Raw genomic sequence first — 24061 nt, forward strand, 5'->3', positions numbered from 1 at the left:
AACACGACAGCGCAAACAGCAAGGGCAGGCTGCCACCAAGCCTGCCTGCCCGTATCGAAAACAGCCTTGACGGCGCCATCCATGTGCGCAACTAGACGAGGCCAAGGCTAGACGGCCATCTCAGTAGATGCCCGCGTTCATGACAGCCACCTTTACGCAGCAGGTCGTTGCAGCCCAAGATGACCACGCAACGTCGTTGTTTCGTATTCTGTGCGAAACAGCCCACGCTTTTGCAATACGGGTACCACGTGCTCAATAAAATCTTCAATACTGCCGGGCAATGAGGGTGGCATCAGGTTAAAGCCATCAGCACCTTCGTTCATGAGCCAATGTTCCATCTGGTCAGCAATTTGCTCTGGTGTGCCCACCATATTGCAATGCCCGCCACCCGCTGCCAGACGCCCAAGCAGCCCACGTACGGTGGGTTGCTCTGTATGAATAATGCGCAGCACCGTTGCGTAGCGCCCTTTGGGGCCGGTAAACGCTTCGAGTGGTGGTAACGAAGGCACGGGTGCGTCGAGCTCCCAGCCGGTGCAGTCTTGCCCTACGTACTGGCTCAACTGACGCAAAGCATCCATGGGCGGCAGCAACACATCCAGTTCATGTTGTTTGGCACGAGCCTCTGCTTCTGTGGAGCCCACGTAAGTTACCAAGCCCGGCATAATTGGCACCGGAGCGGTACGACCGGCAGCGCGAACCCTGCGCTTGATATCACGGTAATACGCTTGCGACGCTTCAAGATCGTAAGCGACCGCATAAATGGCTTCGGCACGCCGTGCGGCCAGATCGCGCCCTTGCTCAGAAGCGCCCGCCTGAAACAGCACTGGGTGGCCCTGCGGTGACCGCGGAACGGTCAATGGCCCATCCACCAGAAAATGATCACCATGGTGATCAATGCGGTGAACCGATTCGGGGTTTGCATAGCTGCCCTGCCGGTCTATGACCAAGGCGTCGTCCGACCACGAATCCCACAGCCTGAGGCAGGTATCAATAAACTCTTCGGCACGTGCGTAACGCCAGTCATGGCCCGGCATGCTTTCATAACCGTGGTTACGCGCCTCGGAATCAAACATGGACGTGACCACATTCCAGCCCATGCGCCCACCCGAAATATGGTCAAGTGAAGCCACCATGCGCGCAGCATGAAATGGCGTAAAAAACGTGCTGGACACCGTGCTGATGAGACCGATACGCGTAGTAGCACGGCTCATGGCGGCCATGGCGGTCAGCGGTTCCAGATACCACTTTGGCCCGTCTGCCACGTTTTCTGCAGCAGCACCATCGGCAAAGAAAACCGCGTCGAACTTTCCGCGCTCGGCCAACTGGGCCAGTTCTTCGTAGTAGCGGATATCGCCCAGGCGTTCAACGGTCGACTCTGGGTGTCGCCATGCCGCACGGTGATGGCCGCAGCCCATAATAAAAAGATTCAGATGCAGCATACGAGGCGAAGCGCCTTGCTGACGGCCACTGCTGGAAGTGCTCATGTGTGTATCTGCCTGCTCAGTTTTTGACGAGGCCGCCGTCGACCACCAGGTTTTGCCCGGTCACCGCGCGCGACCAGGGTGAAGCGAAGAACAGCACCGCATCGGCAAACTCGGCGGGCGTTGTTACCCTGCGCAGTGGCGTACCGGCGGCGATCATGTCAAATACCTCTTCAGGCGTCGCCGCCGAGGCATCCGTGGTGCGCAAAAGGCCACCAGACAACATGTTTACCGTAATGCCCATAGGGCCCAGATCATGCGAAAGCGTGCGTGTCAACGACAGCAACGCTGCCTTGGCGGCGGTGTAGTCATGATAAGGAACGACCGGGTTCTGAAAGAGATTGGTGCCAATATTGATCACGCGTCCGAAACCGGCTTTTTGCATGCCTGGTGCTGCCGCCTGCGTGGTGTTAAGCGCACCACGAACAATGCCTTCCATTTGCTGGTTCATGGCCTGCCAGCTGATGACATCACCCTTGGCCCGCGCGTCGCCATTAAACGAAAACGCAGGCAATGCGTTATTGACGACGGTAGTAACTGGCGCAGAAAAATGTTGACTGGCCGCTTCAAGCATGGCTTGTACCGCGTCCGGTTGTGTAACGTCGGCCTGCAGCGCAATGGCTCGGCCGTCAGACTGGTCAGCCAGGGCAGCAGCACGGTCAGCGCTTTCAAGATAGTTAATGACCACGCGCGCGCCTTCACGAAGAAAGGCGCGTGTGATGTGCTCGCCCAAACCCCGGGCACCGCCGGTGACCAGAACGATTTGCTGAGCTATTGGTAAAGATGCAGTATTCATGGAGCACGCCTATGGGCAAATGGCGAAGTTATGCCCCGGTGCTTACCGTCAGCCTGGCGGCTGATGACATCCCTTCGCCAGTATTAACTGGAGCAGGTTCGACGGGTTTTTTTCTCAGCCCCAGCACCGCTGGCCGGGCACCCCGTGTCACTTTGCAACCATACCACATCGCCTGAATGAATGGGCTGATCAGGGCTGCCGCGGCAGCATCTCCAGACCGACGAGAATGTCGCCAACTCCAGCCTGCTCACCCGGCGTCAGCGAGGCACACAAGCATGCTCTCCATCCTTGTCCTGTATGGTTGGGCCAGCATTGATCCATTGACAAACCCGTGTGGCGGCCTTAAGCTCATTCGGTTGTTCCTGGGGGAGCCCTGTTGGGCTGAGATTCCGCATTACGCGGTAACCCTTTGAACCTGATCCGGGTCATGCCGGCGAAGGGAAGGACGCCATCAACGCCCCCTTCTTTCTGCACGGCATCTCCCTTTACTGGCTACGGCCATAACCTGACACCTGGGCAACTTGTGCCCACAGATGTTGGCGGGCTTGCCAGGCTGCGCGCGACCACAACGCCGTCGCGGCCAGGCAAGACCAACCCTGGAGACATACATGCTGGCGGCTTCCACCACAGTGCTTTACCTGTTGCTTTTTGCAGGCGGCTTTACGCTGGTCGGGGTCTGGTACTCGCGGCGCGGGCACGACAGTCTTGAAGACTATGTCACCGCACGCAATAGCCAGGGCGCGACTGCCACCATTTTGACTTTATTAGCGTCATCGCTGGGCGCATGGATACTTTTCGCACCAGCCCAAGCGGCAACCTGGGGTGGCCTGGGCGCAATTATCGGGTACGCCCTGGGTGCCATGTCGCCCCGTCTGGTCATGATCCCCTTAGGGCGCCGCATGCGCGAGCTTATTCCACAGGGTCACACGCTCACTGAGTTTGTTATTACACGATTCGGCAAACCCATGTATGCGCTCACGCTGCTCATCATGATGTTTTATATGTTCATCACGCTTGCAGCAGAAACCACCGCCATCGCCAAACTGGTCGCCATGATTTCACCGGTTCCGCTGTGGGCAACGGCTTCCATCGTTATGGGCTGTACGCTGCTCTACACCACGTACGGCGGCTTGCGCGCCTCCATTTTCACCGACAAGATACAAATGATCGTAATCGTGCCACTGCTTGCGCTGCTGCTGGTGCTCGGCTGGAAGGCGGTGGGCGGTGCGGGCCCAACAATCGAAGGGCTACAGGCCAATGCGCCACAATTGCTAGACTTGGGCGATCCAGCCGGCATCAAGGCGGGGCTAACGTTTTTCGTAGCCATATTATTGACAGGCCTGTTTCACCAGGGAAACTGGCAGCGGGTTTATGCTGCGAAAGACAATCGCACCATGCGTAATGGCTTTCTTCTGGGCGGCCTGATGGCTGCACCTGTTATTTTTCTTATGGGGCTGTTTGGCCTGGCGTTTGTGGGGCTGGGCCATCAGGGCGACAGCTCGGTCGCCTTGTTTACCGTTATTACCCCACGGTTACCCGACTGGGTTGCCATCGCGCTTATCCCACTGGGCCTGTCACTGGTAATGAGCACTGCAGACACAGTAATTAGTGCTGTGTCCAGCATTATTGCCGTCGATGTTCGGCGACTCGCTCCTTCGGTAAGTCGCAAATCACTCATGATGCTGTCACGCTGGCTGGTCGTGCTGCTGGCCATACCTGTGCTGCTCGTAGCCGCTCAAGGGTATAGCGTGCTGTATTTGTTTCTGCTGGCTGATCTATTCTGCTCAGCCGCTGCGTTTCCGGTGTTCTTTGGCCTTTACAGCAAACGCCTCACGGGCAGCATGGCGGTAATCAGCACGTTGTGTGGCCTGGTCGCGGGCATTGCGCTGTTCCCAGCGCCGGGGGCAAAACCCCAATACCTGTTAGAGTCATTTTTACTGGCCGCCTTTGTTCCTGTGGTGGTTTCTGCCATTTTATTGCGGACCAAGCGCACACGAACGCACTTTGATTTCAGTACATTCGGCCGGGTTATCCGCAGCCTGGACGACTAAGCGTTACTGCCGCAGCAAAATAGCGTGCGCCAGGCCTGCCGTTCCGTCAAAGAAAGGCGCAGGCCTGGCTGCGCAACGTAACTGGGTTACCAGACCTACGACGTCAAGCGGCGCGATTCACCGGTTGAACGGTATACAGGCAGCAACGAGATAGCCTCAAAACAGCCGCCCAGCGGCGGCCCGCTGCATTGGGCACCGCCCTTCTAACTGCTTGTCCTCTGCCCGCTTCCGCTCTGGCTGCCCCTCCTTTTCGGCAGCTTCGCTTCTCGCTGCAACCGTCTGGTCGCTTCTCCTCTGCCCACATCCTCTGTGCCCACTTCCCCTCGGATTGTGTTCTCTCGGATCGTCTTCCCCCTGATCGTTACTGCTCTGGCGTCCTTCCCTCCGGCTACCTATTGGCCAATCACACGTTCGGTAAATAAGAGCAGCATCGCTACACATAGCCGGAACATACCCGCTTTTGCTATATACTTATACGTTTTTTTAAACTTGTAGGCTTATCCTTAGCCCTACGACTTTCTGGCTTTCCGTGTGCCTTGCCTTGGCGCAGAAGTCTTTCACCAAGGAGTGCTGACATATGCAGGGCCTGCACCTCACCGCAGATCTGTACCTATGCGATTGCGACCTCTCGCTGCTCACGCAGGCTGGGCCTCTCGCCGACATGTGCCGAGGGCACACTCTTGACGCCGGCCTTACGCTAGTGGCTGAAAAATGGCATACCTTTCCCGACTTCCAGGGTGAACCTGGTGGGGTAACAGGCATGCTGCTGCTGGCCGAATCCCATTTGGCGCTGCATACCTGGCCTGAACGCCAAGGCGTCACGCTTGACGTGTATGTATGCAATTTCATGGGTGACAACTCGGCCAAGGCCGAGAAATTAATGCAGACACTGGTTAACGCGTTCAAGCCAGCCAAAATGCAGCGCGAACGCCTGCTGCGTGGCGACGAACATGGCCCAGGTACCAATGGCGAACTTGTTTTTGAAACCCTTACGCCCACAGCCAGTTTTGGTTTCCGGTTTGCAGAGCGTACGCTCTCGCTGCAAACCAATTACCAACACCTCGAGTTGCTGCGTTCTGACGATCTGGGCCACACGCTGCGTCTGGACCAGCGCTTCATGACCTCGGAAGCAGACGAGTTCTTCTACCATGAAGCGCTGGTGCATCCTGCTGCCATGGCGCACCCCGATCCGAGCAAGGTATTGATCATCGGAGGCGGCGATGGTGGCGCACTCGAAGAGGTGCTTAAGTACCCCTCGGTCACTGAAGCCACCCTGGTCGAGCTTGACGGCCAGGTTGTCGAGATCGCTCGCGAGCACTTGCAGAGCATTAACCGAGGTGCGTTCGACGACCCGCGTGTCACCGCGCACATAGCAGATGGGGTTCAGTTTCTGGCGCAAACCCAGCAACGGTTCGATCTGGTTCTGCTTGATCTCACAGATCCCGACACACCTGCCGGTCCGCTGTATACCGAAGCGTTCTTCAAGGAATGCAAGCGGGTGCTGGCCCCCGGCGGTGCTGTTGTTTTGCACCTGGGTACGCCTTTTCATAATCCTGAACAAGTTAAACAATTAGCGGGCGAGCTGTCTGCGGTGTTTGATCAGGTACATGGATACGGCGTGCATATCCCCCTGTACGGCACCTACTGGGCGCTGGCCATTGCTTCAAACGAACTAAACCCACTGGCGCCCGGCCGCGACCAGATCCAGCAGCGTCTCACACAGCGCGGCATTGGTGATCTTCAGTATTACAACGCCGACATCCACGGCGCGCTGTTTGCCTTGCCCAATTTTTACAGGGCCTTGATGCCACAGGCCTGAGCAGGCCCTGGGCAGTTTAAAAAAAGCCCGCAGGCGCAATACCTGCGGGCTTAACAGCCTGATCCGCACACAGATCAGGCAGCACTGGCTGTCAACCGGTCAAAAACGCCGGTCGCTCGCGCTGCTATCGATTGGCATCAAAAAAGTCTTTAACCTCGCGTTCCGCCACTTCGCGGGTGCGGCCGTATCTTTCCTGGATCAGGCCTGCAAGCTGTTCGCGGTTGCCATTAATTTGAGTCAGCTCATCGTCGGTTAGATCACCCCAGGCGGCTTTTGCCTTGCCGGTAAGCTGTTTCCATTGTCCTTCCAGTGTGTCTTTATTCATATATACCTCCGTGTTTAGCTGAGCTTTTACCGTAGCCGGTTCAAGCAGAAGCCTCAAGCGCTAACTATCAACAAATGTAACAAAGGCGATGAAAACCCTTGAGGATCGGGCTACATTTCCTTAACACTCCTAGCGGTTTGTAACGGAGACATTACTGAATAATAGCTGTTAAACTGTATATACGAACAGTAATCAACACCCATAAACGGCTTATGCAGCCCTCGTGCGGCATTAATCCGGGTTTCCGTGCATGCGCCCACCTCCGCTAAGCAATCCCTGGTATTACCTTGATAACTTCGAGCGCGTGCTGCGCTGGGTGGCTGGTCGCTATGCCGATCTGTTGCTACCCGACGAACATGCATTTATTGCTCAGTTTCTGGCACTTGCACCAGGGTCTCGCGGCTTGCTGGTACGCATGATTATGCGCAAAGGGTTATTGTTTCGGGCCAGCAAACTTTCCTACACAGAAATCGGCGACCCCGGCCCGGCTGCGCATGCCCTCATCGACCATCAATGGCTAAACAATGACCCGCTCGTTACTGTTGATGAGCTATGCGGGCAACTTACCCGCAACGAAGTCATGGCAATGTTTGGTACAGCGCTAACGGCAGCAGGTGCGCGTAGCGCCAAAAAGCCCGAACAAATCGACGTGTTGTGCAGCCACTTTCCAGAAGCGCAACGTCACACGCAATGGCACAGTGTCCACCCAAGCAGCACCTTGCCACAGCTACGCCATGACACACTCTACGCACTTAGCCCGCACATAATCGCCCTGTGCGATCGTTTCAGGCTTATGTTTTTTGGCAATTTACGGCAAAGCTGGACAGACTTCGTGCTGGCTGACCTGGGGCTATATGTTTTTGAGCAGGTCAGTTTCCCGCCATCGGCCAGAGCCTTTCAGGCGCGTCAAGATATCGACGACTACCTTTATCTGCATTACTGTCGAGAACAATTTGACCAGGCCAGCAACAGCGAGCAACAAGACGCGCTTTTCCACGCATTGCCTAACGACGCCTACCAGAACGAATGGCTGGAAACACGCCGTGCCCGACTGCTGTATCACATGGGCAAGCACTATGAGCGCCAACAAAATTGGGCCAGCGCTGGGCAGTGCTATCAGCGTAGCAGCCACGCTGAAGCACGACAACGCCTGGTACGTGTGCTCGAACGTTCAGGGCAAAGCAACGACGCGCTCGCACTGGCTCAATTGTCGTTGCAGGCGCCGCACGACGAAGCCGAGCAGCAGCAAGTGCTACGCATGCTGCCGCGATTACTACGCCAATGCGGGCAGCCGGCAGCTGCCCCTAAACCTGCCAACATCACGCGCATCGACCTAGCGCTGCCGCTACATGCAGAAGGCCCGCGCGTCGAAGAGGCAGTAAGACAGCACTTGCACAGTGACGACGCGCCCGCGTTCTATGTCGAAAACACCTTGATCAACGCCCTTTTCGGGCTGCTTTGCTGGGACGCCGTTTTCGCTGCCGTACCAGGGGCTTTTTTTAACCCTTACCAGCGCGGGCCCGCCGACCTGCTGCGCAGTGGCTTTCACCAACGCCGCCAATCGCTGTTTGACGTATGTTTGGGGCAGCTTGATAACGAGCGTTACCTCGACACCATACGCAGCAATTTCGCTCGCAAGCAGGGCATACAGTCACCTTTCGTGGCCTGGCAAGCCATTAACCCGGCCTTGCTTGATCTGGCCTTGTCATGCATGCCACCGCAACACCTCAGGGTGGTGTTTGAGCGCCTGCTGCGTGATATACCCGGCAATCGTTCGGGCTTGCCCGACCTCATTCAGTTCTGGCCAAATCAGCAGCATTATCAGCTTATCGAAGTAAAAGGGCCTGGAGACCGGTTGCAAGACAACCAGATCCGATGGCTAAACTATTGCGCTGCGCACGGCATAGACGCCATGGTATGCCACGTTCAGCGAGTGGCAGCTTGAGCTATACCGTCTCTGTGCGTGCACTGTGCGAGTTTGCCGCCAGGCATGGCGACCTTGACCTACGCTTCACGCCATCACCCACCGCACTCGAAGGCATAGAAGGGCACGCGCTGGTGCGTGCCAAAAGGCCGGTCACGTATCAGTCAGAAGTGAGTGTGCAGGCAAACTGGGGTGCGCTTCTGGTGCGTGGGCGAGCCGATGGCTATGACGCAAGCGTGCCCCAGGTTGAAGAGATAAAAACCTATCGGGGCGACCTGAACAATATCCCCGACAACCACAGATCACTGCATCAGGCGCAAGCTCGCGTTTATGCCCATATGCTTTGCGAGCGCGACAGTCTGGCCGAAATACAGGTTGCCGTGGTCTATTACGACGTCGACCAGGGTCATGAAACAGTAGTGTCTGAAACCCTCAAGGCCGACTACCTGCAGCACTTTTTTGAATCGCTCTGCCGTTGCTTTGCCCAGTGGGCCGCGCAACAACTGGCACACCGAGAGAACCGGGATCTCTGGCTAGCTACACTGCGCTTTCCCCACGCAGCGTTCAGGCCGGGGCAGCGTCAACTGGCCGAACATGTGTACAAGGCTGCCCGCCAGCAACGCATGTTACTGGCACAGGCGCCTACCGGCATCGGCAAAACCATAGGCACGCTATTTCCCATGCTCAAAGCCTGCACACCTGAGGGCCTGGACAGGGTGTTTTTTCTTACCGCCAAAACCTCGGGACGACAGCTTGCCCTTGACGCCCTTACGCTGTTGATCAAAAACAATGGCAACGTTGACGACACGGCATGCACCACCTCAGCGCCGTCGGTGCGCGTGCTTGAACTAGTGGCACGCGAAAAAGCCTGCGAGCACCCCGACAAGGCCTGCCACGGCGCTTCGTGCCCGCTGGCACAAGGGTTTTATGATCGTCTGCCCGTGGCCCGGCAAGACGCCGCGCGCCACGGATGGCTCGACCAATCAAGCCTGCGTCGCATTGCGCTAAAACATAAAATTTGCCCCTACTGGATGAGCCATGATCTCGCGCAATGGGTAGATGTCGTCGTCGGTGACTACAACTATTACTTTGACAGCAGCGCCCTGCTCTACGGCCTGACCGAAAGCCGCCAATGGCGGGTTGGTTTGTTGGTTGATGAGGCCCATAACCTGCTCGAACGTGCCCGTACCATGTATAGCGCCAGCCTGAGTGCCAGTACGCTGCAAGCAGCAAAACGCACAGCACCCACTGAGCTGAAACGCAGCTTTTCTACGCTAACGCGAGCCTGGAACCTGTGCTGTCGCGATCAGGCCATGTCTTATCAAGCCTACACCGACATACCCGCCTCCTTCCATAAAAGCTTGATCAACTTCAGCTCGCGGCTTACGCAGTACGCCAACGCCCATCCTCTGGACCTGGGTGTCGAATTACAGCGGCTGCATTTTGATATTTTGCATTTCTTACGACTGGCTGATGTGTTTTCCAGCCACTCGGTATTCGACATTGATCTGGGCGCAGCGCCATCACCCACGGTGCCCCTGTCCGCCACCATAAGCCTGCGCAATATGATTCCAGCGCCGTTTCTGCAACCTCGCATCAACGCCAGCCACAGCAGCACACTTTTTTCGGCAACCCTAAGCCCCTGGGACTTTTACCGTGACACACTGGGCCTGCCTGAAGATGTCGCCTTTGTCGATGTGGAATCGTCATTCAATTCTGAGCAGCTGCAAGTAAAAATTGCACAGCACATTTCTACGCGCTACCACGACCGCAGTGCGTCACTGCTTCCGATAGCGCAGCTCATGGGCAAGCAGTATGCGGCCCAGCCTGGCAACTACCTAAGCTATTTCAGCAGTTTCGACTATCTGCGCAAGGCGGCCGAGGCATTTTCAAAGCACTTTCCAGATATCCCCGTTTGGTTGCAATCGCCAGGCATGGACGAAGCCAGCCGCCGGCAATTTCTGGATCGCTTTGTGCCAGACGGGCGTGGGGTAGGGTTTGCGGTGCTAGGTGGCGCATTTGCCGAAGGCATAGATTTGCCCGGCAGCCGCTTAATCGGCGTTTTTATCTCGACATTGGGCCTGCCCCAGATCAACCCGTTGACGCAGCAGCTCAAGGCCAGCATGGCCAACGCATTCGGCACCTCTCGCGCCTACGACTACGCCTTTCTTTACCCAGGCTTGCAAAAAGTGGTTCAGGCTGCCGGCAGAGTGATCAGGTCAGATACCGACCGCGGTGTGGTGTATTTAATTGATGATCGCTACAACCGGCCTCAGGTTCAGGCCCTGTTTCCGTCGTGGTGGAAAACAGAGGCCGTACCGGTCATAGAAGAAAGCCCCTAGGAAGGCTCAGGCCAGCCTGGGGGGCTTTTTCATCAGTAGATTTCACACTATGCATAAGCAGGTTTGCCGCCACGAGATGCGCCACGCCCACTCAAGCAGGCTTGCCGTTACGAGGCACGCCACACTTATTCAAGCAGGCTTGCGCCTACGGAGTGCGCCACAGGCCATTCATCTAGAAAACCCATCCTGCACGAACCTGCACACCATGATCGCGTGTGCTGCCTGCCATTTGGCCAGCATAATTCAAGCTAAAGCTGCTGCGTGCCGTGTTGGACCATGCAACACCCACCTCGGCGACCAACGCGTCTTGCGCCAAGGGCGTACCGCTGACGCGATAGGCATCCCCCGTCGCCAGCCTTAATTCACGCGACGGCTTACCGCCACTTAAGGCATGTCGCCAGCCCATGCCTGCCACGGCCTGCAACGCACCCGAAGTAGTGGTTTGCATATCCCATAAAGCACGCACACCCAGCGTCGAATAACCTACCTGGGAGCTGCTGCCACTCGCTTGCAGGCCTGCCGGGCTGTTCTTTTCAGTAAAGCCCTGTTGATGCAAATGCGTATAAGCCAGACCGGCGTAGGGTTCTAACGTGATCTGAGCAATAGGCTGGGCATAGGCTAACTCGGCAAATACCTGTGTGGATTGGGCATGAGCTCGGCTGCTTGCTGTGCCCCAGTCTGCATAGTTAAGGGAACGCCGGGTGTTTACGCTGTACCACGAGTACCCGACACCACCACGTAAAGACCACGGACCTGACTGCGCATTGCCATAGGCCAGAGCATGATAGCCATCGGCTTTTGCACTGTCTTCGCTGCGGCCTTTGAATTTAGAGTTTGTATAACCTACGGCCACACCGGCTTTAACGGTATCGGTTAGCAAGGTATCTACACCGAACAGCAGGCCTTGGGTAGAGCGGTTCAAGGCATAAGTATGAGCACTGCCCCCCAATTGCCCCCAGCTGCCCAGGGCCTGCCCCCACATGGCATGATCACCAGCAGATAACTGCAGGTCTGTGCCATTGCCATTCTGCCCGTATGTACCTGCACCAAGACGAACACGCGGGAAGGCAGTTCTGCGCAAACTGTCGTCTATATCCAGCAAAGCCGAAGCCGTCGACGCATAGATTTCGCCCGCCAGGGCATCGTAGAGCGCGGGCACACCGCTTGTAGTGCGCAAAACAACCAGCTCGTCATAGACCGAGCCACCTACGCCCTGGCTGTCTGCCGCCGCCGCCAGTGCACGCTGATTGGGTGACGTCGCTACGCTGGCAAACGACGTGGCATTGCGATGTACACCCAAAGTCATTGCCGCACCCGTGACAACCGGGGACAAATCAATGAACGCCCTGTGCAAATTGTCACCGGCGAAGGTGTTTCCGCTCCAGCTATCGGCTTCTATAAACGAGAAGGCCCGGCCAAGATGACTGGCGCGCAGCCCAATGACCTCAAGCTCACTGCCTGCCTGTATGTCGGCGTGACCTGTCACTTTCAAAACATCGCTGTCGCCGTTGGCACCCAGCTCAAGCTCAAACACAGAACCGGCATGCTGTGTGTAGTTACCCTTAACGGTAAGAGTGCCCACGGAGTTTCCCGGCGTGACCGCGCCATAGACTTCGGTGTTGCCCACAACCCCACTACCACCCAAAACGGCACCATGGCCTATGTGCAAGTGCGCCGAGCTTGCTATGGAACCATTTACCACCAGCTTGCCACCTACTATGGTGGTGTTGCCGGTATAGCTGTTTTGGCCCGTAAGGGTCAGCGTGCCTGCACCCGCCTTGCTCATGCCGCCCGTGCCGCGAATGTTGTTCCGCCAGACACTGTCGTACCCTTGGGTGTTGACCGAAAAAATAGGGTCGAACATGGCGCCAAACGTCATGTCATTAAAAACGACAGGGCCGTTAATGGACGTGCCCAAGTCCATCATGCCACGGCCGTAAATATCGCTGTCCGCCCATTCAGGCATGGAAGTGCGATCAGCGCTGGTAAGCATAATCTCAATCACCTGGCGCGCTGTCATATAAGGAAACGCTTCACGCATAACGGCAGCAGCGCCCGCAATCATGGGCGCAGCCATAGACGTACCATTGGCATAGCGGTAGCTTTCATAAGGTGCGGTAGACCACATCGCATCTGCCACACCTCCAGGGCCAAAAGAGTCACCACCCGGTGCGGCCATACACCACGCTTTCGCAGCACCGCACCAGTTACTGTACTTGGCGATTAGGCCTTGCGGGCCGGTAGCCACGGCCGCAATCAAACTGCCTTTCAGGCTGGAGAAATCAAACTCTTTGACTTCAGCCCAGCCCTCCGGATCAGAGCCGATTTCGCCCAAAAAAAGCGCAGGGCCATTGTCTGGGAGTTCGTCGAGAAACCGATATAAAGGCTTACCGGTTAAGGGGTCTGTATTTTCAGGCGTAATCAGCGGCAACATGCCATTACCAGTAGGGATAGCGGTATAAGCGCCAGGATGGTCCATACGCTCATTACCGGCTGAAAAAATCATAGCTACATCGGCATCCGCCAAACGCTGCAGCATAAGATATTCTTCATCCACCGCTGAGAACAAGGGCTGAAATTCCAACTGACCACGATATGGGACAGGAACGGCTGGATCTACGTCCCATAGCGTTGGAGGCCCATAACTGCCATTTAGAACTTTTGCGCCAGCCCGTATCGCCCGATCAAAAGCCCGCCGTAATTCGCCATCAGCAAAACTTGTCCGCAAAGGCAATACCGTGGCGTTATACGCAACGCCATGCATCTCTTTGCCATCTCGTGCCGCTGCCGCCAACCCTGCCACATGCGTACCGTGAAAATTAGAACCACTATCCAAGCCTGAATACACATCGCCAGCGCTAAAACCGGGCATATAGTTACGCATGTAAGGCGATACACGCCCGGCGAATTCTGAGTGATTTATATCCAGGCCTGAATCCACAATCGCAATAACAATGCCCTTTCCCGTATAGCCTGCTGCATAGGCATATTGCGCGCGTATCAGTTCCAGCCCATTGCTGCGTTTGAATTCAGGCGTGACGAAATCTTCAGGTGACTGTGCATAGGCAGTACACACCAGCAACGACAGCATCGCTATCGTGCCCCCCCTTTTGAACATACTCATTATTTTTTTATCTCAACTTAATTTTTTTTGAATTGAGGCCGTACTTTACTTTAATTTATTACGAGATAAAAGCAGAAGTTACTTAAACCTTTTACTGGAGAATACCTGGGTGCCTTCCTGCTGTTTGTCCCCAAAATGCGCCATGCTGGCTGCCTCCTGCCCTTGTTCCTGCGCCTTGTTCCTGCGCCTTGTCCCCGCGCCTTGTTCCTCTGTCTTGTTCCTCTGTCTTGTTCCTCTGTCTTGTTCCTCTGTCTTGTTCCTCTGTCTTGTTCACCTGCCTAGTGTCTTTGCTCGTGCCCGTTTGTCTACATGCGCTCAGACTCGTGCGCTTGCCCTTGTGTCCTTGGCCCCGTGTCCTTGGCCCCGTGCTCTCTGCTGCACACAGTTTCCTGACTGCATTGTTAACAGCCAGAACCTCACAAATACCGCAATCCCATCGACCATACTAGCAATGTGGTTCTCACCGGCTTTTGCTCTTGCTCTCCCTACAATCGTAGGACCATGCTTTTGTTGCCCGACGTGCCCAAGCAGTCGGGGGCAGGCAGGGCTTGTGAGCGATTGCGCTCACCCACACTCGAGCGACAACGCTCACCCAATTTTCTGAAAGGAAACCACTGTGTCCAGCGCTAACCCTGTTCCAATGTTTAACGAAGCCGTCTACCCGTTTGATGCACGCGGCGTCGCCAAGCGCTTCCGCCATGCTGCGATTTTCGGCGCGCTATCGGCGCTCCAACCTGGCGAAACCATGCGGTTCTGCAATGATCACGACCCACTTCCGCTGCTCCAGCAGTTGCAGGGCCATTTCGGCGATGCCATCCAAATTACCTATATCTCGCGCGAGCCAGGCGAGATTGTGATTGACTTCGGAATTGTTGCCTGAAAAAGCCCATAGTCTTACCTTGAGCCCACCATGGACCCTTGTCTGGCTGACGCCATACTTGAAGCCCGTGCGTTGGGCTTTAAAATTGGCCTGCACAGTGGCGGCACCCACCCCGAGCGGCTACGCAGCGTGCTGCCTATGCTCGACTGGATAGGCCTGGACATTAAAGCCGGCTTTGCCGACTATGAGCGCATTACACGCATACGCGACAGTGGCGTACCTGCATTAGCCTGCCTTAAAGAAGTGCTGGAAAGTGGCGTAGATTATGAATGCCGCACCACCGCGCATCCTGACCTGCTGCCCGAAAGCCAGCTTGATACGTTGGCCTGCACGCTGGCCGAAATGGGCGTGAACAATTATGCGCTGCAGGTGTTTCGATCTGTGGGCTGTAATGATGAAGCACTAAACGCCAGCGCGGTGCGCGACTACCCCAGTGCCGCGCTGGTACAACGCCTGTCGGGGCTGTTTCCCACTTTTACCTTACGTAAAACCTAAGCTTAAGTAACGTCTGATTTCTCAGACGCCAGACCATGCTGACCCCCGCTTTTTCCCGCGATGTCATGTCGCGGCTTTTTTGCCGGTTGTTCAACGCCAACGTGTACGCTTCGGCCAGCCTCTGAATACGAGAGGCTTAGCTTTTGAAACAAACTGGGTACATCAGTTGCGCGAGCGTCTAAACCCCGGCGGCATCGGCAGACGCTGCAGCAAGCCCTGGGGCAACATGCTGGCGGGCGTAAACACTGACATGTCGATGGCATCCAGCGTATTTTTTACCATCAGGCCCAGCTCAGTATCGCCTTCCATAGACAGACGCCGACTGAAAAACAGTGTATCGGGGTCTTCTTTGCGGTGTGCCATCAGCCAGAAATCACGCGTGCTCGCCGAGATGGTCAGAGCAACGTCACCACCAGGCTGCATGGCTGAGAACTTGCCATTGCGCCAGGTAAAGTCAAAGCCCACCGCAACGTCACGCGCCAATATGCGAAGTTTGCGGCCTTCGAGCGCACGCAGGGTGTCTTCGGGAAGATGCTTGGCGAGCGCCAGATTAAGCCCCGTCACAAACAATAGCGATCCGGGATAAGCCGGAAGTCGCGACAGCAGCTTGCCAGCCGCGGCGGGGAAAGCGTGTTCACCAGTGCTCATGTGCTTCTCTAACAAAAGGTTATCAGGCCACGTAATTAAACACAGCAAAATAATGGCAAGCACTTCCACCCAATACAAACAGGTGCCAGACGCCATGCCCATATCGCCACTTTTCGTCAGTGGCGTAAAAAATAATGCCGACGGTATAAAACAGACCACCAGCGGCGAGCCAGATGAAGCCGTCCCAGGTCAACGCGTTAATAAGCGGCCCAATTGCCACCACTGCCATCCAACCCATCAACACATATAAGATCAGCGACACTATGCGCAGGCCCTTGGCCAGCCAAATCTCCTGAACAATACCCAATATGGCCAGGCTCCAAATGGCGCCAAACAGCGTCCAACCCCATGTCCCGCGCAGGCTTACCAGCGCAAACGGCGTATAGCTGCCGGCAATCAGCAGGTAAATGGCGCAGTGGTCAAACTTGCACCAAATACGTTTGGCACGGCCACGCAGGCTGTGATACAGCGTTGACGTTAGATACAGGCTTAAAAGCATTGCGCCATAAATACTGAAGCTAACGATCTTCCATGGGTCGCCGGTGAGAGACGCCATCACGATAAGGGTCACGGCACCTATAGCCGCCAGCGCAGCGCCAACCAGATGGCTGATGCTGTTGAACTTTTCTCCGCGATACATACCTGTGCCTTTCGTTATGCAACCCGGTATTCAAGACCGGGTTTGCCATGCCAATACCCATTACAGGGGCCGGCCGGCATCAAGGGCATAATCTGGTCAAAGGCGGAAGACGTGGCAAGACTGCCCTGAATGGCCTGATGGAACAACGATATAACCTCGGCCGTGTGCTGTGATTGCGGGCTAATGCGCACTACATCGACGCCCTGGCCACGCAGGGCATCGACCTCGCGGATCAGGTTGTATACCAGCGCCGACTGGGTCTGGACACCATTGAGCACCAGAAAAGGCTGCCCTTCACGCGTGTTTAGCATTAAGCCATCTGGGTGATCCATACAAACATACTGGCAGTCATCTTTGGGAATATTGCGATTGCGTGCAGTAAAACAGCGGGCCGAAAACGCAAGCGGCATGCGACCATAGGCAAACACCTCAGTCTGCATGCCCTCGGGGCGGTCTTGTTGCAGTTCGGCCAGGCCGGCAGCGCCCATTTCGAGCGGCATCACCCAGCGCCTGGCACCCAGGTCAGACACAATGCGCAGCACCGGGCTGTTGTAAATATTAAGGAAAGGCCCAGCGACAAAGGGTAGCCCGTCCATACGGTTGACTGCACCCATATCATTGGCTTCGACCAGAAACTGACCATTTTCAGCGATCTTGCGCATGTCTTTCAGGTCTTTGCCAGACTCTAGCAATACCTGCGTAGAGAGCACCACTTCTTTGCCGGCGTCTGCCATCATCTGCGCGACTTCCAGCCAGTCTGGCAAGCGCAGTTCATGGCGGCGCGAACACACGGTTTCGCCCAAGTAGACGATATCGAATGGAGCCTGGCACATCGCTTCGTAAAACTGCAGCATGGTCACCCGCGACCAATAATACTGAACGGGACCCAGAGCGATCTTCATGAGTCACTCCTGATGGCCTGGGATTTTTTCATACTTTGCATCCTGTTGTTCACTGGCTGGCACAGGCCAGCACCCTACTTCGCCCCGACTCGGCATAGCCTTGCGGCCCACGGCCGCATTTAACGCATACGACCTACTTAAATGACGCGTGCCCGCATTACTTCCAGGGCCGGTGATACGCACCCAGCGTATGCTGCTGCCCTTCAGCCACCTTGTTTAACGCACTCATCCACACCGGCTTGACCGAGTAACGTGCGGCATTGGCCAGGCACTGATCTATGGCTTCGCGCCACACACGCGTAACTTGCGCGACATAAGCCGGACTGCGCTGACGGCCTTCGATCTTGACGGCGCGCACGCCAATTTGCGCCAATCGCGGCAACAATTCAAGCGTGTTCAGGCTGGTGGGCTCTTCGAGGGCGTAGTAGCTTTCTTGGGCCACATCAAAGCGCCCTTTACACAGCGTGGGGTAGCCGGCGTTTTCGCCATCGTCATAACGATCAATAAGCACACCGTTAAGACGCGACTCAAGCCCCTGTGGTGTTTCTTGCCAGCGCACCGCCTTGGCAGGCGAACACACCCCATGCGTGTTGGGTGACTCGCCTGTGGCATACGACGACAGCGCACAACGGCCTTCGACCATGACACACAGGCTGCCAAAACCAAACACTTCAATTTCGACCGGTGTGTTTTCAGCGAGCTGCTCTACCTGTGGCATGGAAAGTACGCGCGGCAATACGGCCCGCGATATACCAAAATGCTTGTGATAGAAATTGATGGCGTCGTGGTTGGTGGCCGAACCCTGCACCGAAAGGTGCAACCTCATGTGAGGATGGCGCTCACATGCATACTGCATGAGCCCCGGGTCAGCCACAATCATGGCGTCTATGCCAGAACCCGCCGCACGATCGACAGCCTCACGCCACATTTGCCAGCCTGAAGGCTGTGGGTAGGTATTTAGCGCCAGCAAGACCTTGCAGCCGCGCTCGTGTGCATACCGTATGCCTTCGTTGATGGTCTTCTCATCAAAATTGAGGCCAGCGAAATTACGCGCATTGGTGGCATCTTTGAAACCCAGATACACACAGTTTGCGCCATTGTCGACCGCTGCCTTAAGGGCAGGAAGACTGCCTGCAGGGCATACGAGCTCCATCTGCGGCTGATCTGCCGCAGATGCCGGAAAGTTTGTTTGCATGATTTACGCCGCTACTACTTAAATGCAATGAAATCGTTACAGAGATACGTGCTTAGGCAAGCGCCAGAGCCGGTTCAGCCTCATGCACTGTAGGCCTGGACACGACATTGAGTACAGGTTTAACACCGTTGAGCAGGTAGTCAGCGAGTTCACGCACCGAGCGAATGGCATTACCAAAGGGCAGCTTTTCAGAACCACGGAAAAACAAGCCACGCTCTATATCGCCCGCCAACGCGAAGGCAAGCCGCGTATCAATGCAAAACTGACCGTGCTTGGCAATGCCGTCACGCAAACCACACGAAACAAGGCAGTCAAAGCCAACCGTACACGGACGCTGTTTGGCGGCGCGCTGCAGTTTTTCTTCTCGTGCCAGATAGCTTGCAAGCCAGGGCGTGCGCACTGCGCGTGCAGGCAAACCTGCGACACTCATGAACGTAACGATGTCTTCGGGCCTGGCCTCAACCAGCACTTTCTTGAAATTGGGGTGTGCATCGCCTTCTTCGGTGACGGCAAACGCCGAACCCAGCTGCACGGCATTGGCGCCCATGCCCATCAGCAAACGCACCTGCTCGTGCGAATTAACGCCCCCGGCAGCGATAAGCGGGATATTTTCGCTTTCGAGGCCCAGGTCTTTGAACAGTTGACGAGTGCCCTCAAGCACATGCGGAAACGCAAAATTAGGATTATTCAGGCCTTCAGGCGTAGGCGCACCCAAGTGACCGGCTGCGTATTTGGGGTTTTCGATGACAATGGCGTCAGGCAATCTTTGCTTGCGCATCCACTTTTTGAGCACCAGCCCGATACCACGCACATCAGAAAGAATGGGGATAATGGCTACCTTCGAAAAGTTCGAGGTAAGTTCGGGCAGGTCTAACGGCAAGCCCGCGCCCACAACCACGGCGTCTGCGCCGCTTTCGCAGGCCTGGCGTACGTATGAGGCGTACTCGGACACGGCGCGCATGATATTTACACCGACCATGCCCTTGCCATTTGCCAGCTTGTGAGCGGCCTTTACTTCGCGATCGAGTGCCTCGAGGTTGGCCGCGTCAATCAGTGCCCTGTCCCGCGATTTACCAGTTTTTATCATGAGGTCGGGGTGATGGCGACGCAGATCGACGCTGGAGATGGTTCCGAACGCGTCGAGCGCTGCCACACTGCCGGCGAGCCTGTGAGCCGATACGCCCACCCCCATGCCACCTTGCACGATGGGTAACAGCGATTTGCCCTTAATCTTCAGCCGATCTAATACAGTCTGCAACACGATGAATGTCCTTACCAAATTTTTTGCACAATGGCGCAAGTGCCACTATGCAGGCAGTTGGCGCTTGATTCCTTAATTAATATCAAAGTTAAGGCGTTTAGACTAAGCCCTGTCTTACAATCGGGCATCTTTCACTCAACTCTGGTCCGGCAAGCCATGCAGCGCGCACTTTCCCTGAATAACTCTCCCGCACCAAGTGTTCCGCTGCGATTCATGTTCAGCACCCCTCTGTTTGTGCTGTTGGCTGCATTGCTGCTGCTGTGGACCGGCCCCATGGCGTTTGTTTCTCGCTGGACGCCACAGGCGCTGGCGCTGACGCATCTGTTTACGCTGGGCGCACTGGCGCATGCCATGGCAGGCGCCATGATGCAGATACTGCCTGTAGCCACCAACATACACATTCTTGCCCCACGGCTTACTGCCACCGTGGTACATATCGGGCTGGGCCTGGGCACACTGGCCCTGGTGGCGGCGTTTCTGGTTGGCACGCCCTGGCTGTACCACGTTGCCGTGGCGTTGCTGACCATTGCCTTGCTATGGCTTCCCACCGCTGTGGTGGGCGGCTGGTGGCGACATCGCAAAAACGCGTCTAAAGGTTCGGTTGAAATTCTGGCAGGTGTGCGGTTTGCGCTGGTTGCGCTGCTGGTCACACTGGTGATTGGCGCTTCGCTGGCCGGCCAGTTGGGTGCGTCGGTAACGCCCAACCGCGTATTTACTGATCTTCACGCCGCTTGGGGGCTGCTGGGCTGGATAGGCTTGCTGGTCATTGCCATGTCGTTTCAGCTTATCCCCATGTTTCAGGTTACCGAGCTGTATCCGAAGACCATTACGCGCTGGCTGACGCCAACAATTATCGTGCTGCTGCTCGCGCACACGTTTACGGTAATGGGCTGGGGCAGTGCCGACCTCGACATCATTGTGCAAATGCTTTTAATTGTGGCCTACCTGGTATTTGCCGGCGAAACCTTTTATTTGATCTGGACACGCAAACGGCCAGAGCCCGATGCCACCACCCTGTTCTGGCGCACCGCAATGATCTGCCTGGCGGCCTGTGCTCCCGTGTGGCTGGCACAGCAGCTAACAGGCACTGATATGTCGGTCACCCTTGCCGTGCTATTTATTGTGGGTTTTGCCTGGTCGGCGGTAAACGGCATGCTATATAAAATTGTGCCGTTTCTAACATGGTTTCATTGCCAGCGTGGCCTGCAGGTGGCATTGCCTTTCATCCCCAAGGTCAAGCAAATGATTCCAGACCAAAAGGCCAAACAGCAGTTTGTCGTGCATCTGCTGGCCGTATTGCTGCTTATCGCAGCCAGCTTGCAGGTTCCGTACACGGCACGGGCGGGTGCTCTGGTGCTATTGGTGTCAGCCGCCTGGCTGCTCATGCATATGCTGCACGCCTTACGGCTGCTGGTGTCAACCAAGCGAAAAATACGTGAAACGCTGGGGCAAGCCGCTCAGTCTTGATGGTTTTCCAGTGCAGCCCGGTCAGGGATAATAATTTCTCGCCCCTTGACCGTAATCAGCCCCCTGCCACCCAGGTCATGAAGAATGCGAGAAAAATGCTCAGGAGTCAGGTTTAGCCGCGATGCAATCACTGTCTTGCTGGTTTCAAGCCGGAAAGAACAATCATCTTGCTCGCACCCATGCTTTAACAAATAGCTGACCACACGATCGGTGCCCGAACGTAATGAATAGGCTTCCACGTCTTTCATCAAGCTGTGCAGACGCTGGCTGAGGCTAGCCAGCATCTTGCACGCAAACCCACTATCGTTTTCGATCTCTTGCATAATCGCGGCCCTGCTGACGTGCAGCAACAGCGAATCGACCAGAGCCTCTGCAGAGACCACATAGTCTTTGCCAAGAAACATCAGCGCTTCGCCAAAGCTGCCGCCCGGCCCGATCAGTCGCACGACTTTCTCACCACCAGTGGGAGAAACCAGCAGCAGCTTGACTTGACCATAAACAACCGAATGCTGCCCTAGGCAGGGGTCTCCGCGACGGAAGATCATTTCACCACGCGCGACCTTGACCTCGGTCGTGCCAGCCGCCAAACGGTCGAGCTCGGCCTCTGACACCTCGTTAAACAGGGGTAGTCTGCTTAGAAACTCTTGAACCCTTACTTTGCCCGTCGCCATATTGCTAGAATCCTCAGATGCGTCCATTATCTGACGCCAGTCCACAGGCACAGCCACGCACCCATAGTGACCAAATTACTGCTTAATGTCATCGGCACCATCGCCCTCATACTGGGCATTGTGGGCATTTTCGTGCCCTTGCTGCCGACGACGCCTTTTCTGTTGCTCGCATCTGCCTGCTATGTGCGCAGTTCTACGCGCATGAACAACCTGCTGATCGGCAACCGTCATCTTGGCCCATACCTAGTTGCCATCCAGACTGGCCAGGGCATACCGCTACGCTCCAAAATTGTGGCCATCGTGATGCTCTGGGCCTCGCTGGCGTTTTCTGCCTGGTACGTGCCGCTAAGCTGGGTACGCCCCTTGTTGCTTATTCCTGGCATAGGCGTTACCTGGTATCTGCTAAAAATGAAAACCGCCGGCAAAGAAACCAACCGCCCCCCTTCAGCCTAAATCTGTCAGGCCACTCAGATCAGTTTCGAGTAGGTCGACACCGTTGGCTGCCCCAGGTATTTGTCAAAGAGCATGCCTACGCCACGTACAAACATCCGGCCCTTGGCCGTAACATTTAGCACTCTGTCTGCCAGGACAATAAGCCCAGCCTCGTAAAATTGCGACAGCTTTGCCAGCTCCTGAGCAAAGTACTCTTCAAAAACAATGCCGTACTGTTGATCAAGCTTGGCAAAATCGAGTGGCATGCTGCACATCAGCGTCATAATTACGTCTCTGCGCAAGACATCATCGAATGAAAGCTCAAACCCACGCTCTGTAGGAAGCCGGCCTTCATCAAGCGCCTGGTAGTAGGCATTGACGCTGCGCACCGAGCCACTGTACGAGGCCCCCACTTTGCCGATAGCCGACACACCAAAGCCGATCAGATCACAGTCGGCCCGCGTTGTGTAGCCTTGAAAATTGCGATGCAGGCTTTTGTCGAGCCGTGCCAGATTAAGTTCGTCATCAGGTTTGGCAAAGTGATCCAGCCCAATATACACATAGCCGGCCTCAAGCAAACGACGGGTCGCCATCAGAAAAATCTGCAGCCTGGTCTCGGCGGAAGGCAGGTCTTCAGGCTGAATTAGCCTTTGGGCTTTGAAGCGTGTCGGAAGATGCGCATAGTTATAGAGTGCGATACGGTCCGGCGACAAGCGTACGATTTCATCCAGCGTACGGGCAAAACTGGTTAGCGTCTGTTTGGGCAACCCGTAAATGAGGTCGGCATTGATAGACTCAAAACCCGCGTCACGACTGGCCTTGAGTGCCCGCTCTACCATTTCTACGGGCTGAATGCGGTTTACCGCTGCCTGAACGTCAGGGTCAAAGTCTTGCACACCAAAGCTGGTGCGGTTAAACCCCAGCCCGGCCAGCATGGCCAGCGTCTTTTCGTTAACCGTACGCGGGTCGATCTCGACCCCCAGCTCGGCGTCAGGGGTAAATTCGAAATGCTGGCGCACGGAATTCATTAACCCTGTAAGCTCATCGGCAGTAAGAAAGGTAGGCGTGCCGCCCCCCAAGTGCAGTTGTTCGGTTTTGCGATCATTGCCCAGATAGCCTGCAACCCGCTCCATCTCTATATCAAGATACTGCAAGTACTTGGTGGTACGGCTATGGTCTTGTGTGATGACTTTGTTACAGGCACAGAAATAGCACAGCTGCTCACAGAACGGCAGATGAAAATATACCGACAACGGTGGATTGCTTGGCGCCGTAGCGCGGCGTGACAAATGGTCAATATACGAATGCTCGTCAAAACCCTGGTTGAAGCGGTCTGCCGTCGGGTAAGAGGTATAACGGGGGCCTGAGCTGTCAAAGCGGCGCACAAGCGCCTCAGAGAATTCAATATCAGGTAATGCGATGGCGTTGTGAATATTTAGTGGGTGATTGGCATCCATTGCCTTGCTCCATACAGGCCGATTTGCGCGACCCACGTTAATGCACCGCGCGCATGGCACGGACTATGCGTTATTGTGAAACCTATCCCGCCCCTACAGCTTGATCTGCATCAATTGAGAGAATAACGGTAGAAATTGACCGTAAAGCGTA

At 55.8% G+C, this 24061-nt stretch carries 19 protein-coding genes and 2 riboswitches; of the genes, 8 read left to right on the plus strand and 11 right to left on the minus strand.

Features of this window, described 5'->3' with window-relative positions; all coding sequences use genetic code 11:
- Nucleotides 1-152: 152 nt before the first annotated feature.
- Together FQ179_RS06960 and FQ179_RS06965 are read right to left on the minus strand one after the other, a co-directional pair.
- Nucleotides 153-1439, minus strand: coding sequence for an LLM class flavin-dependent oxidoreductase (locus FQ179_RS06960; RefSeq protein ID WP_149396949.1), 1287 nt, complete (start codon nt 1437-1439; stop codon nt 153-155).
- A 61-nt stretch (nt 1440-1500) separates the two neighbouring features.
- The gene (locus FQ179_RS06965) at nt 1501-2277 is read right to left on the minus strand and encodes a 3-oxoacyl-ACP reductase (RefSeq protein ID WP_149396482.1); all 777 of its coding nucleotides are present in this window, start codon (nt 2275-2277) and stop codon (nt 1501-1503) included.
- Between the two features lie 52 nt (nt 2278-2329).
- Nucleotides 2330-2432, minus strand: a riboswitch (TPP riboswitch).
- A gap of 199 nt (nt 2433-2631) precedes the next feature.
- Nucleotides 2632-2736, plus strand: a riboswitch (TPP riboswitch).
- Between the two features lie 149 nt (nt 2737-2885).
- Between FQ179_RS06965 and FQ179_RS06970 the strand changes: the two genes are divergently transcribed.
- Nucleotides 2886-4328 carry a sodium:solute symporter family protein gene (locus tag FQ179_RS06970; protein ID WP_149396483.1) on the plus strand — a complete coding sequence of 481 codons (1443 nt, stop codon included), beginning with the start codon at nt 2886-2888 and terminating at the stop codon, nt 4326-4328.
- Nucleotides 4329-4905: 577 nt separating this feature from the next.
- A complete protein-coding gene (speE, locus tag FQ179_RS06975; RefSeq protein ID WP_149396484.1) occupies nt 4906-6147 on the plus strand; it encodes a polyamine aminopropyltransferase in 1242 nt (413 codons plus the stop codon).
- A gap of 124 nt (nt 6148-6271) precedes the next feature.
- Here the strand turns inward: speE and FQ179_RS06980 are convergent, their stop codons facing one another.
- Nucleotides 6272-6472: a CsbD family protein gene (locus FQ179_RS06980; RefSeq protein WP_149396485.1), complete on the minus strand. Its 201-nt coding sequence runs from the start codon at nt 6470-6472 to the stop codon at nt 6272-6274.
- Nucleotides 6473-6722: 250 nt separating this feature from the next.
- On the opposite strand from FQ179_RS06980, the gene FQ179_RS06985 reads away from it, so the two are divergent.
- Nucleotides 6723-8417: a VRR-NUC domain-containing protein gene (locus FQ179_RS06985; RefSeq protein WP_149396486.1), complete on the plus strand. Its 1695-nt coding sequence runs from the start codon at nt 6723-6725 to the stop codon at nt 8415-8417.
- The gene (locus tag FQ179_RS06990; protein WP_255474864.1) at nt 8414-10738 is read left to right on the plus strand and encodes an ATP-dependent DNA helicase; all 2325 of its coding nucleotides are present in this window, start codon (nt 8414-8416) and stop codon (nt 10736-10738) included. Before FQ179_RS06985 ends, FQ179_RS06990 begins: the two co-directional genes overlap by 4 nt.
- A 172-nt stretch (nt 10739-10910) precedes the next feature.
- Here FQ179_RS06990 and FQ179_RS06995 read toward each other — a convergent pair whose 3' ends face one another.
- On the minus strand, nt 10911-13862 hold the full coding sequence (locus FQ179_RS06995) for an autotransporter domain-containing protein (protein WP_149396488.1): 2952 nt from the start codon (nt 13860-13862) through the stop codon (nt 10911-10913).
- Between the two features lie 640 nt (nt 13863-14502).
- Here FQ179_RS06995 and FQ179_RS07000 point away from each other — a divergent pair.
- Entirely contained in the window at nt 14503-14742 is a 240-nt protein-coding gene (locus tag FQ179_RS07000; RefSeq protein WP_149396950.1) for a DUF2249 domain-containing protein, read from the plus strand.
- A 30-nt stretch (nt 14743-14772) separates the two neighbouring features.
- Nucleotides 14773-15237 (plus strand): hypothetical protein, encoded by a 465-nt coding sequence (locus FQ179_RS07005; protein ID WP_149396489.1) that lies wholly within the window; start codon nt 14773-14775, stop codon nt 15235-15237.
- A gap of 162 nt (nt 15238-15399) precedes the next feature.
- On the opposite strand, the gene FQ179_RS07010 is transcribed toward FQ179_RS07005, so the two are convergent.
- The 5 genes from FQ179_RS07010 to FQ179_RS07030 all read right to left on the minus strand — a co-directional run bounded on the left by FQ179_RS07010 (nt 15400) and on the right by FQ179_RS07030 (nt 19883).
- Nucleotides 15400-15885 (minus strand): SCP2 domain-containing protein, encoded by a 486-nt coding sequence (locus tag FQ179_RS07010; RefSeq protein ID WP_149396490.1) that lies wholly within the window; start codon nt 15883-15885, stop codon nt 15400-15402.
- Nucleotides 15886-15907: 22 nt separating this feature from the next.
- On the minus strand, nt 15908-16525 hold the full coding sequence (locus FQ179_RS07015; protein ID WP_149396491.1) for a hemolysin III family protein: 618 nt from the start codon (nt 16523-16525) through the stop codon (nt 15908-15910).
- 14 nt (nt 16526-16539) lie between these two features.
- Nucleotides 16540-17427, minus strand: coding sequence for a U32 family peptidase (locus FQ179_RS07020; protein ID WP_149396492.1), 888 nt, complete (start codon nt 17425-17427; stop codon nt 16540-16542).
- Between the two features lie 157 nt (nt 17428-17584).
- Nucleotides 17585-18622, minus strand: a complete 1038-nt coding sequence (locus FQ179_RS07025; RefSeq protein ID WP_255474865.1) for a peptidase U32 family protein — start codon at nt 18620-18622, stop codon at nt 17585-17587.
- A gap of 52 nt (nt 18623-18674) precedes the next feature.
- Nucleotides 18675-19883, minus strand: a complete 1209-nt coding sequence (locus FQ179_RS07030; RefSeq protein ID WP_149396493.1) for a nitronate monooxygenase family protein — start codon at nt 19881-19883, stop codon at nt 18675-18677.
- A gap of 213 nt (nt 19884-20096) precedes the next feature.
- Here FQ179_RS07030 and FQ179_RS07035 point away from each other — a divergent pair, with 213 nt between their 5' ends.
- Nucleotides 20097-21350 (plus strand): hypothetical protein, encoded by a 1254-nt coding sequence (locus FQ179_RS07035; protein ID WP_255474866.1) that lies wholly within the window; start codon nt 20097-20099, stop codon nt 21348-21350.
- Here FQ179_RS07035 and FQ179_RS07040 read toward each other — a convergent pair.
- Nucleotides 21341-22021, minus strand: coding sequence for a Crp/Fnr family transcriptional regulator (locus FQ179_RS07040; RefSeq protein WP_149396952.1), 681 nt, complete (start codon nt 22019-22021; stop codon nt 21341-21343). The two genes, FQ179_RS07035 and FQ179_RS07040, sit on opposite strands and share 10 nt — an antisense overlap.
- A gap of 66 nt (nt 22022-22087) precedes the next feature.
- Here FQ179_RS07040 and FQ179_RS07045 point away from each other — a divergent pair, with 66 nt between their 5' ends.
- Nucleotides 22088-22474, plus strand: a complete 387-nt coding sequence (locus FQ179_RS07045) for a YbaN family protein (protein WP_149396495.1) — start codon at nt 22088-22090, stop codon at nt 22472-22474.
- A gap of 14 nt (nt 22475-22488) precedes the next feature.
- Here FQ179_RS07045 and hemN read toward each other — a convergent pair whose 3' ends face one another.
- Complete coding sequence (gene hemN / locus FQ179_RS07050) at nt 22489-23910, minus strand: oxygen-independent coproporphyrinogen III oxidase (protein ID WP_149396496.1); 1422 nt, start codon at nt 23908-23910, stop codon at nt 22489-22491.
- Nucleotides 23911-24061: the final 151 nt, after the last annotated feature.

This window comes from Pusillimonas sp. ANT_WB101 (assembly GCF_008369125.1).
In the GTDB taxonomy this organism is placed as follows: Bacteria; Pseudomonadota; Gammaproteobacteria; order Burkholderiales; family Burkholderiaceae_B; genus Allopusillimonas.

Bases quoted from the DNA above. Each gene is read 5' to 3' on its own strand.
- FQ179_RS06985 (WP_149396486.1), top strand. From the start codon at position 6,723: ATGCGCCCACCTCCGCTAAGCAATCCCTGGTATTACCTTGATAACTTC.
- FQ179_RS06965 (WP_149396482.1), bottom strand. From the start codon at position 2,277: ATGAATACTGCATCTTTACCAATAGCTCAGCAAATCGTTCTGGTCACC.
- FQ179_RS06995 (WP_149396488.1), bottom strand. From the start codon at position 13,862: ATGAGTATGTTCAAAAGGGGGGGCACGATAGCGATGCTGTCGTTGCTG.
- FQ179_RS07025 (WP_255474865.1), bottom strand. From the start codon at position 18,622: ATGCAAACAAACTTTCCGGCATCTGCGGCAGATCAGCCGCAGATGGAG.
- FQ179_RS07040 (WP_149396952.1), bottom strand. From the start codon at position 22,021: ATGGCGACGGGCAAAGTAAGGGTTCAAGAGTTTCTAAGCAGACTACCC.
- FQ179_RS07020 (WP_149396492.1), bottom strand. From the start codon at position 17,427: ATGAAGATCGCTCTGGGTCCCGTTCAGTATTATTGGTCGCGGGTGACC.
- speE (WP_149396484.1), top strand. From the start codon at position 4,906: ATGCAGGGCCTGCACCTCACCGCAGATCTGTACCTATGCGATTGCGAC.
- FQ179_RS07005 (WP_149396489.1), top strand. From the start codon at position 14,773: ATGGACCCTTGTCTGGCTGACGCCATACTTGAAGCCCGTGCGTTGGGC.
- FQ179_RS06970 (WP_149396483.1), top strand. From the start codon at position 2,886: ATGCTGGCGGCTTCCACCACAGTGCTTTACCTGTTGCTTTTTGCAGGC.
- hemN (WP_149396496.1), bottom strand. From the start codon at position 23,910: ATGGATGCCAATCACCCACTAAATATTCACAACGCCATCGCATTACCT.
- FQ179_RS06960 (WP_149396949.1), bottom strand. From the start codon at position 1,439: ATGCTGCATCTGAATCTTTTTATTATGGGCTGCGGCCATCACCGTGCG.
- FQ179_RS07000 (WP_149396950.1), top strand. From the start codon at position 14,503: ATGTTTAACGAAGCCGTCTACCCGTTTGATGCACGCGGCGTCGCCAAG.
- FQ179_RS07035 (WP_255474866.1), top strand. From the start codon at position 20,097: ATGTTCAGCACCCCTCTGTTTGTGCTGTTGGCTGCATTGCTGCTGCTG.
- FQ179_RS07015 (WP_149396491.1), bottom strand. From the start codon at position 16,525: ATGTATCGCGGAGAAAAGTTCAACAGCATCAGCCATCTGGTTGGCGCT.
- FQ179_RS06980 (WP_149396485.1), bottom strand. From the start codon at position 6,472: ATGAATAAAGACACACTGGAAGGACAATGGAAACAGCTTACCGGCAAG.
- FQ179_RS07010 (WP_149396490.1), bottom strand. From the start codon at position 15,885: ATGAGCACTGGTGAACACGCTTTCCCCGCCGCGGCTGGCAAGCTGCTG.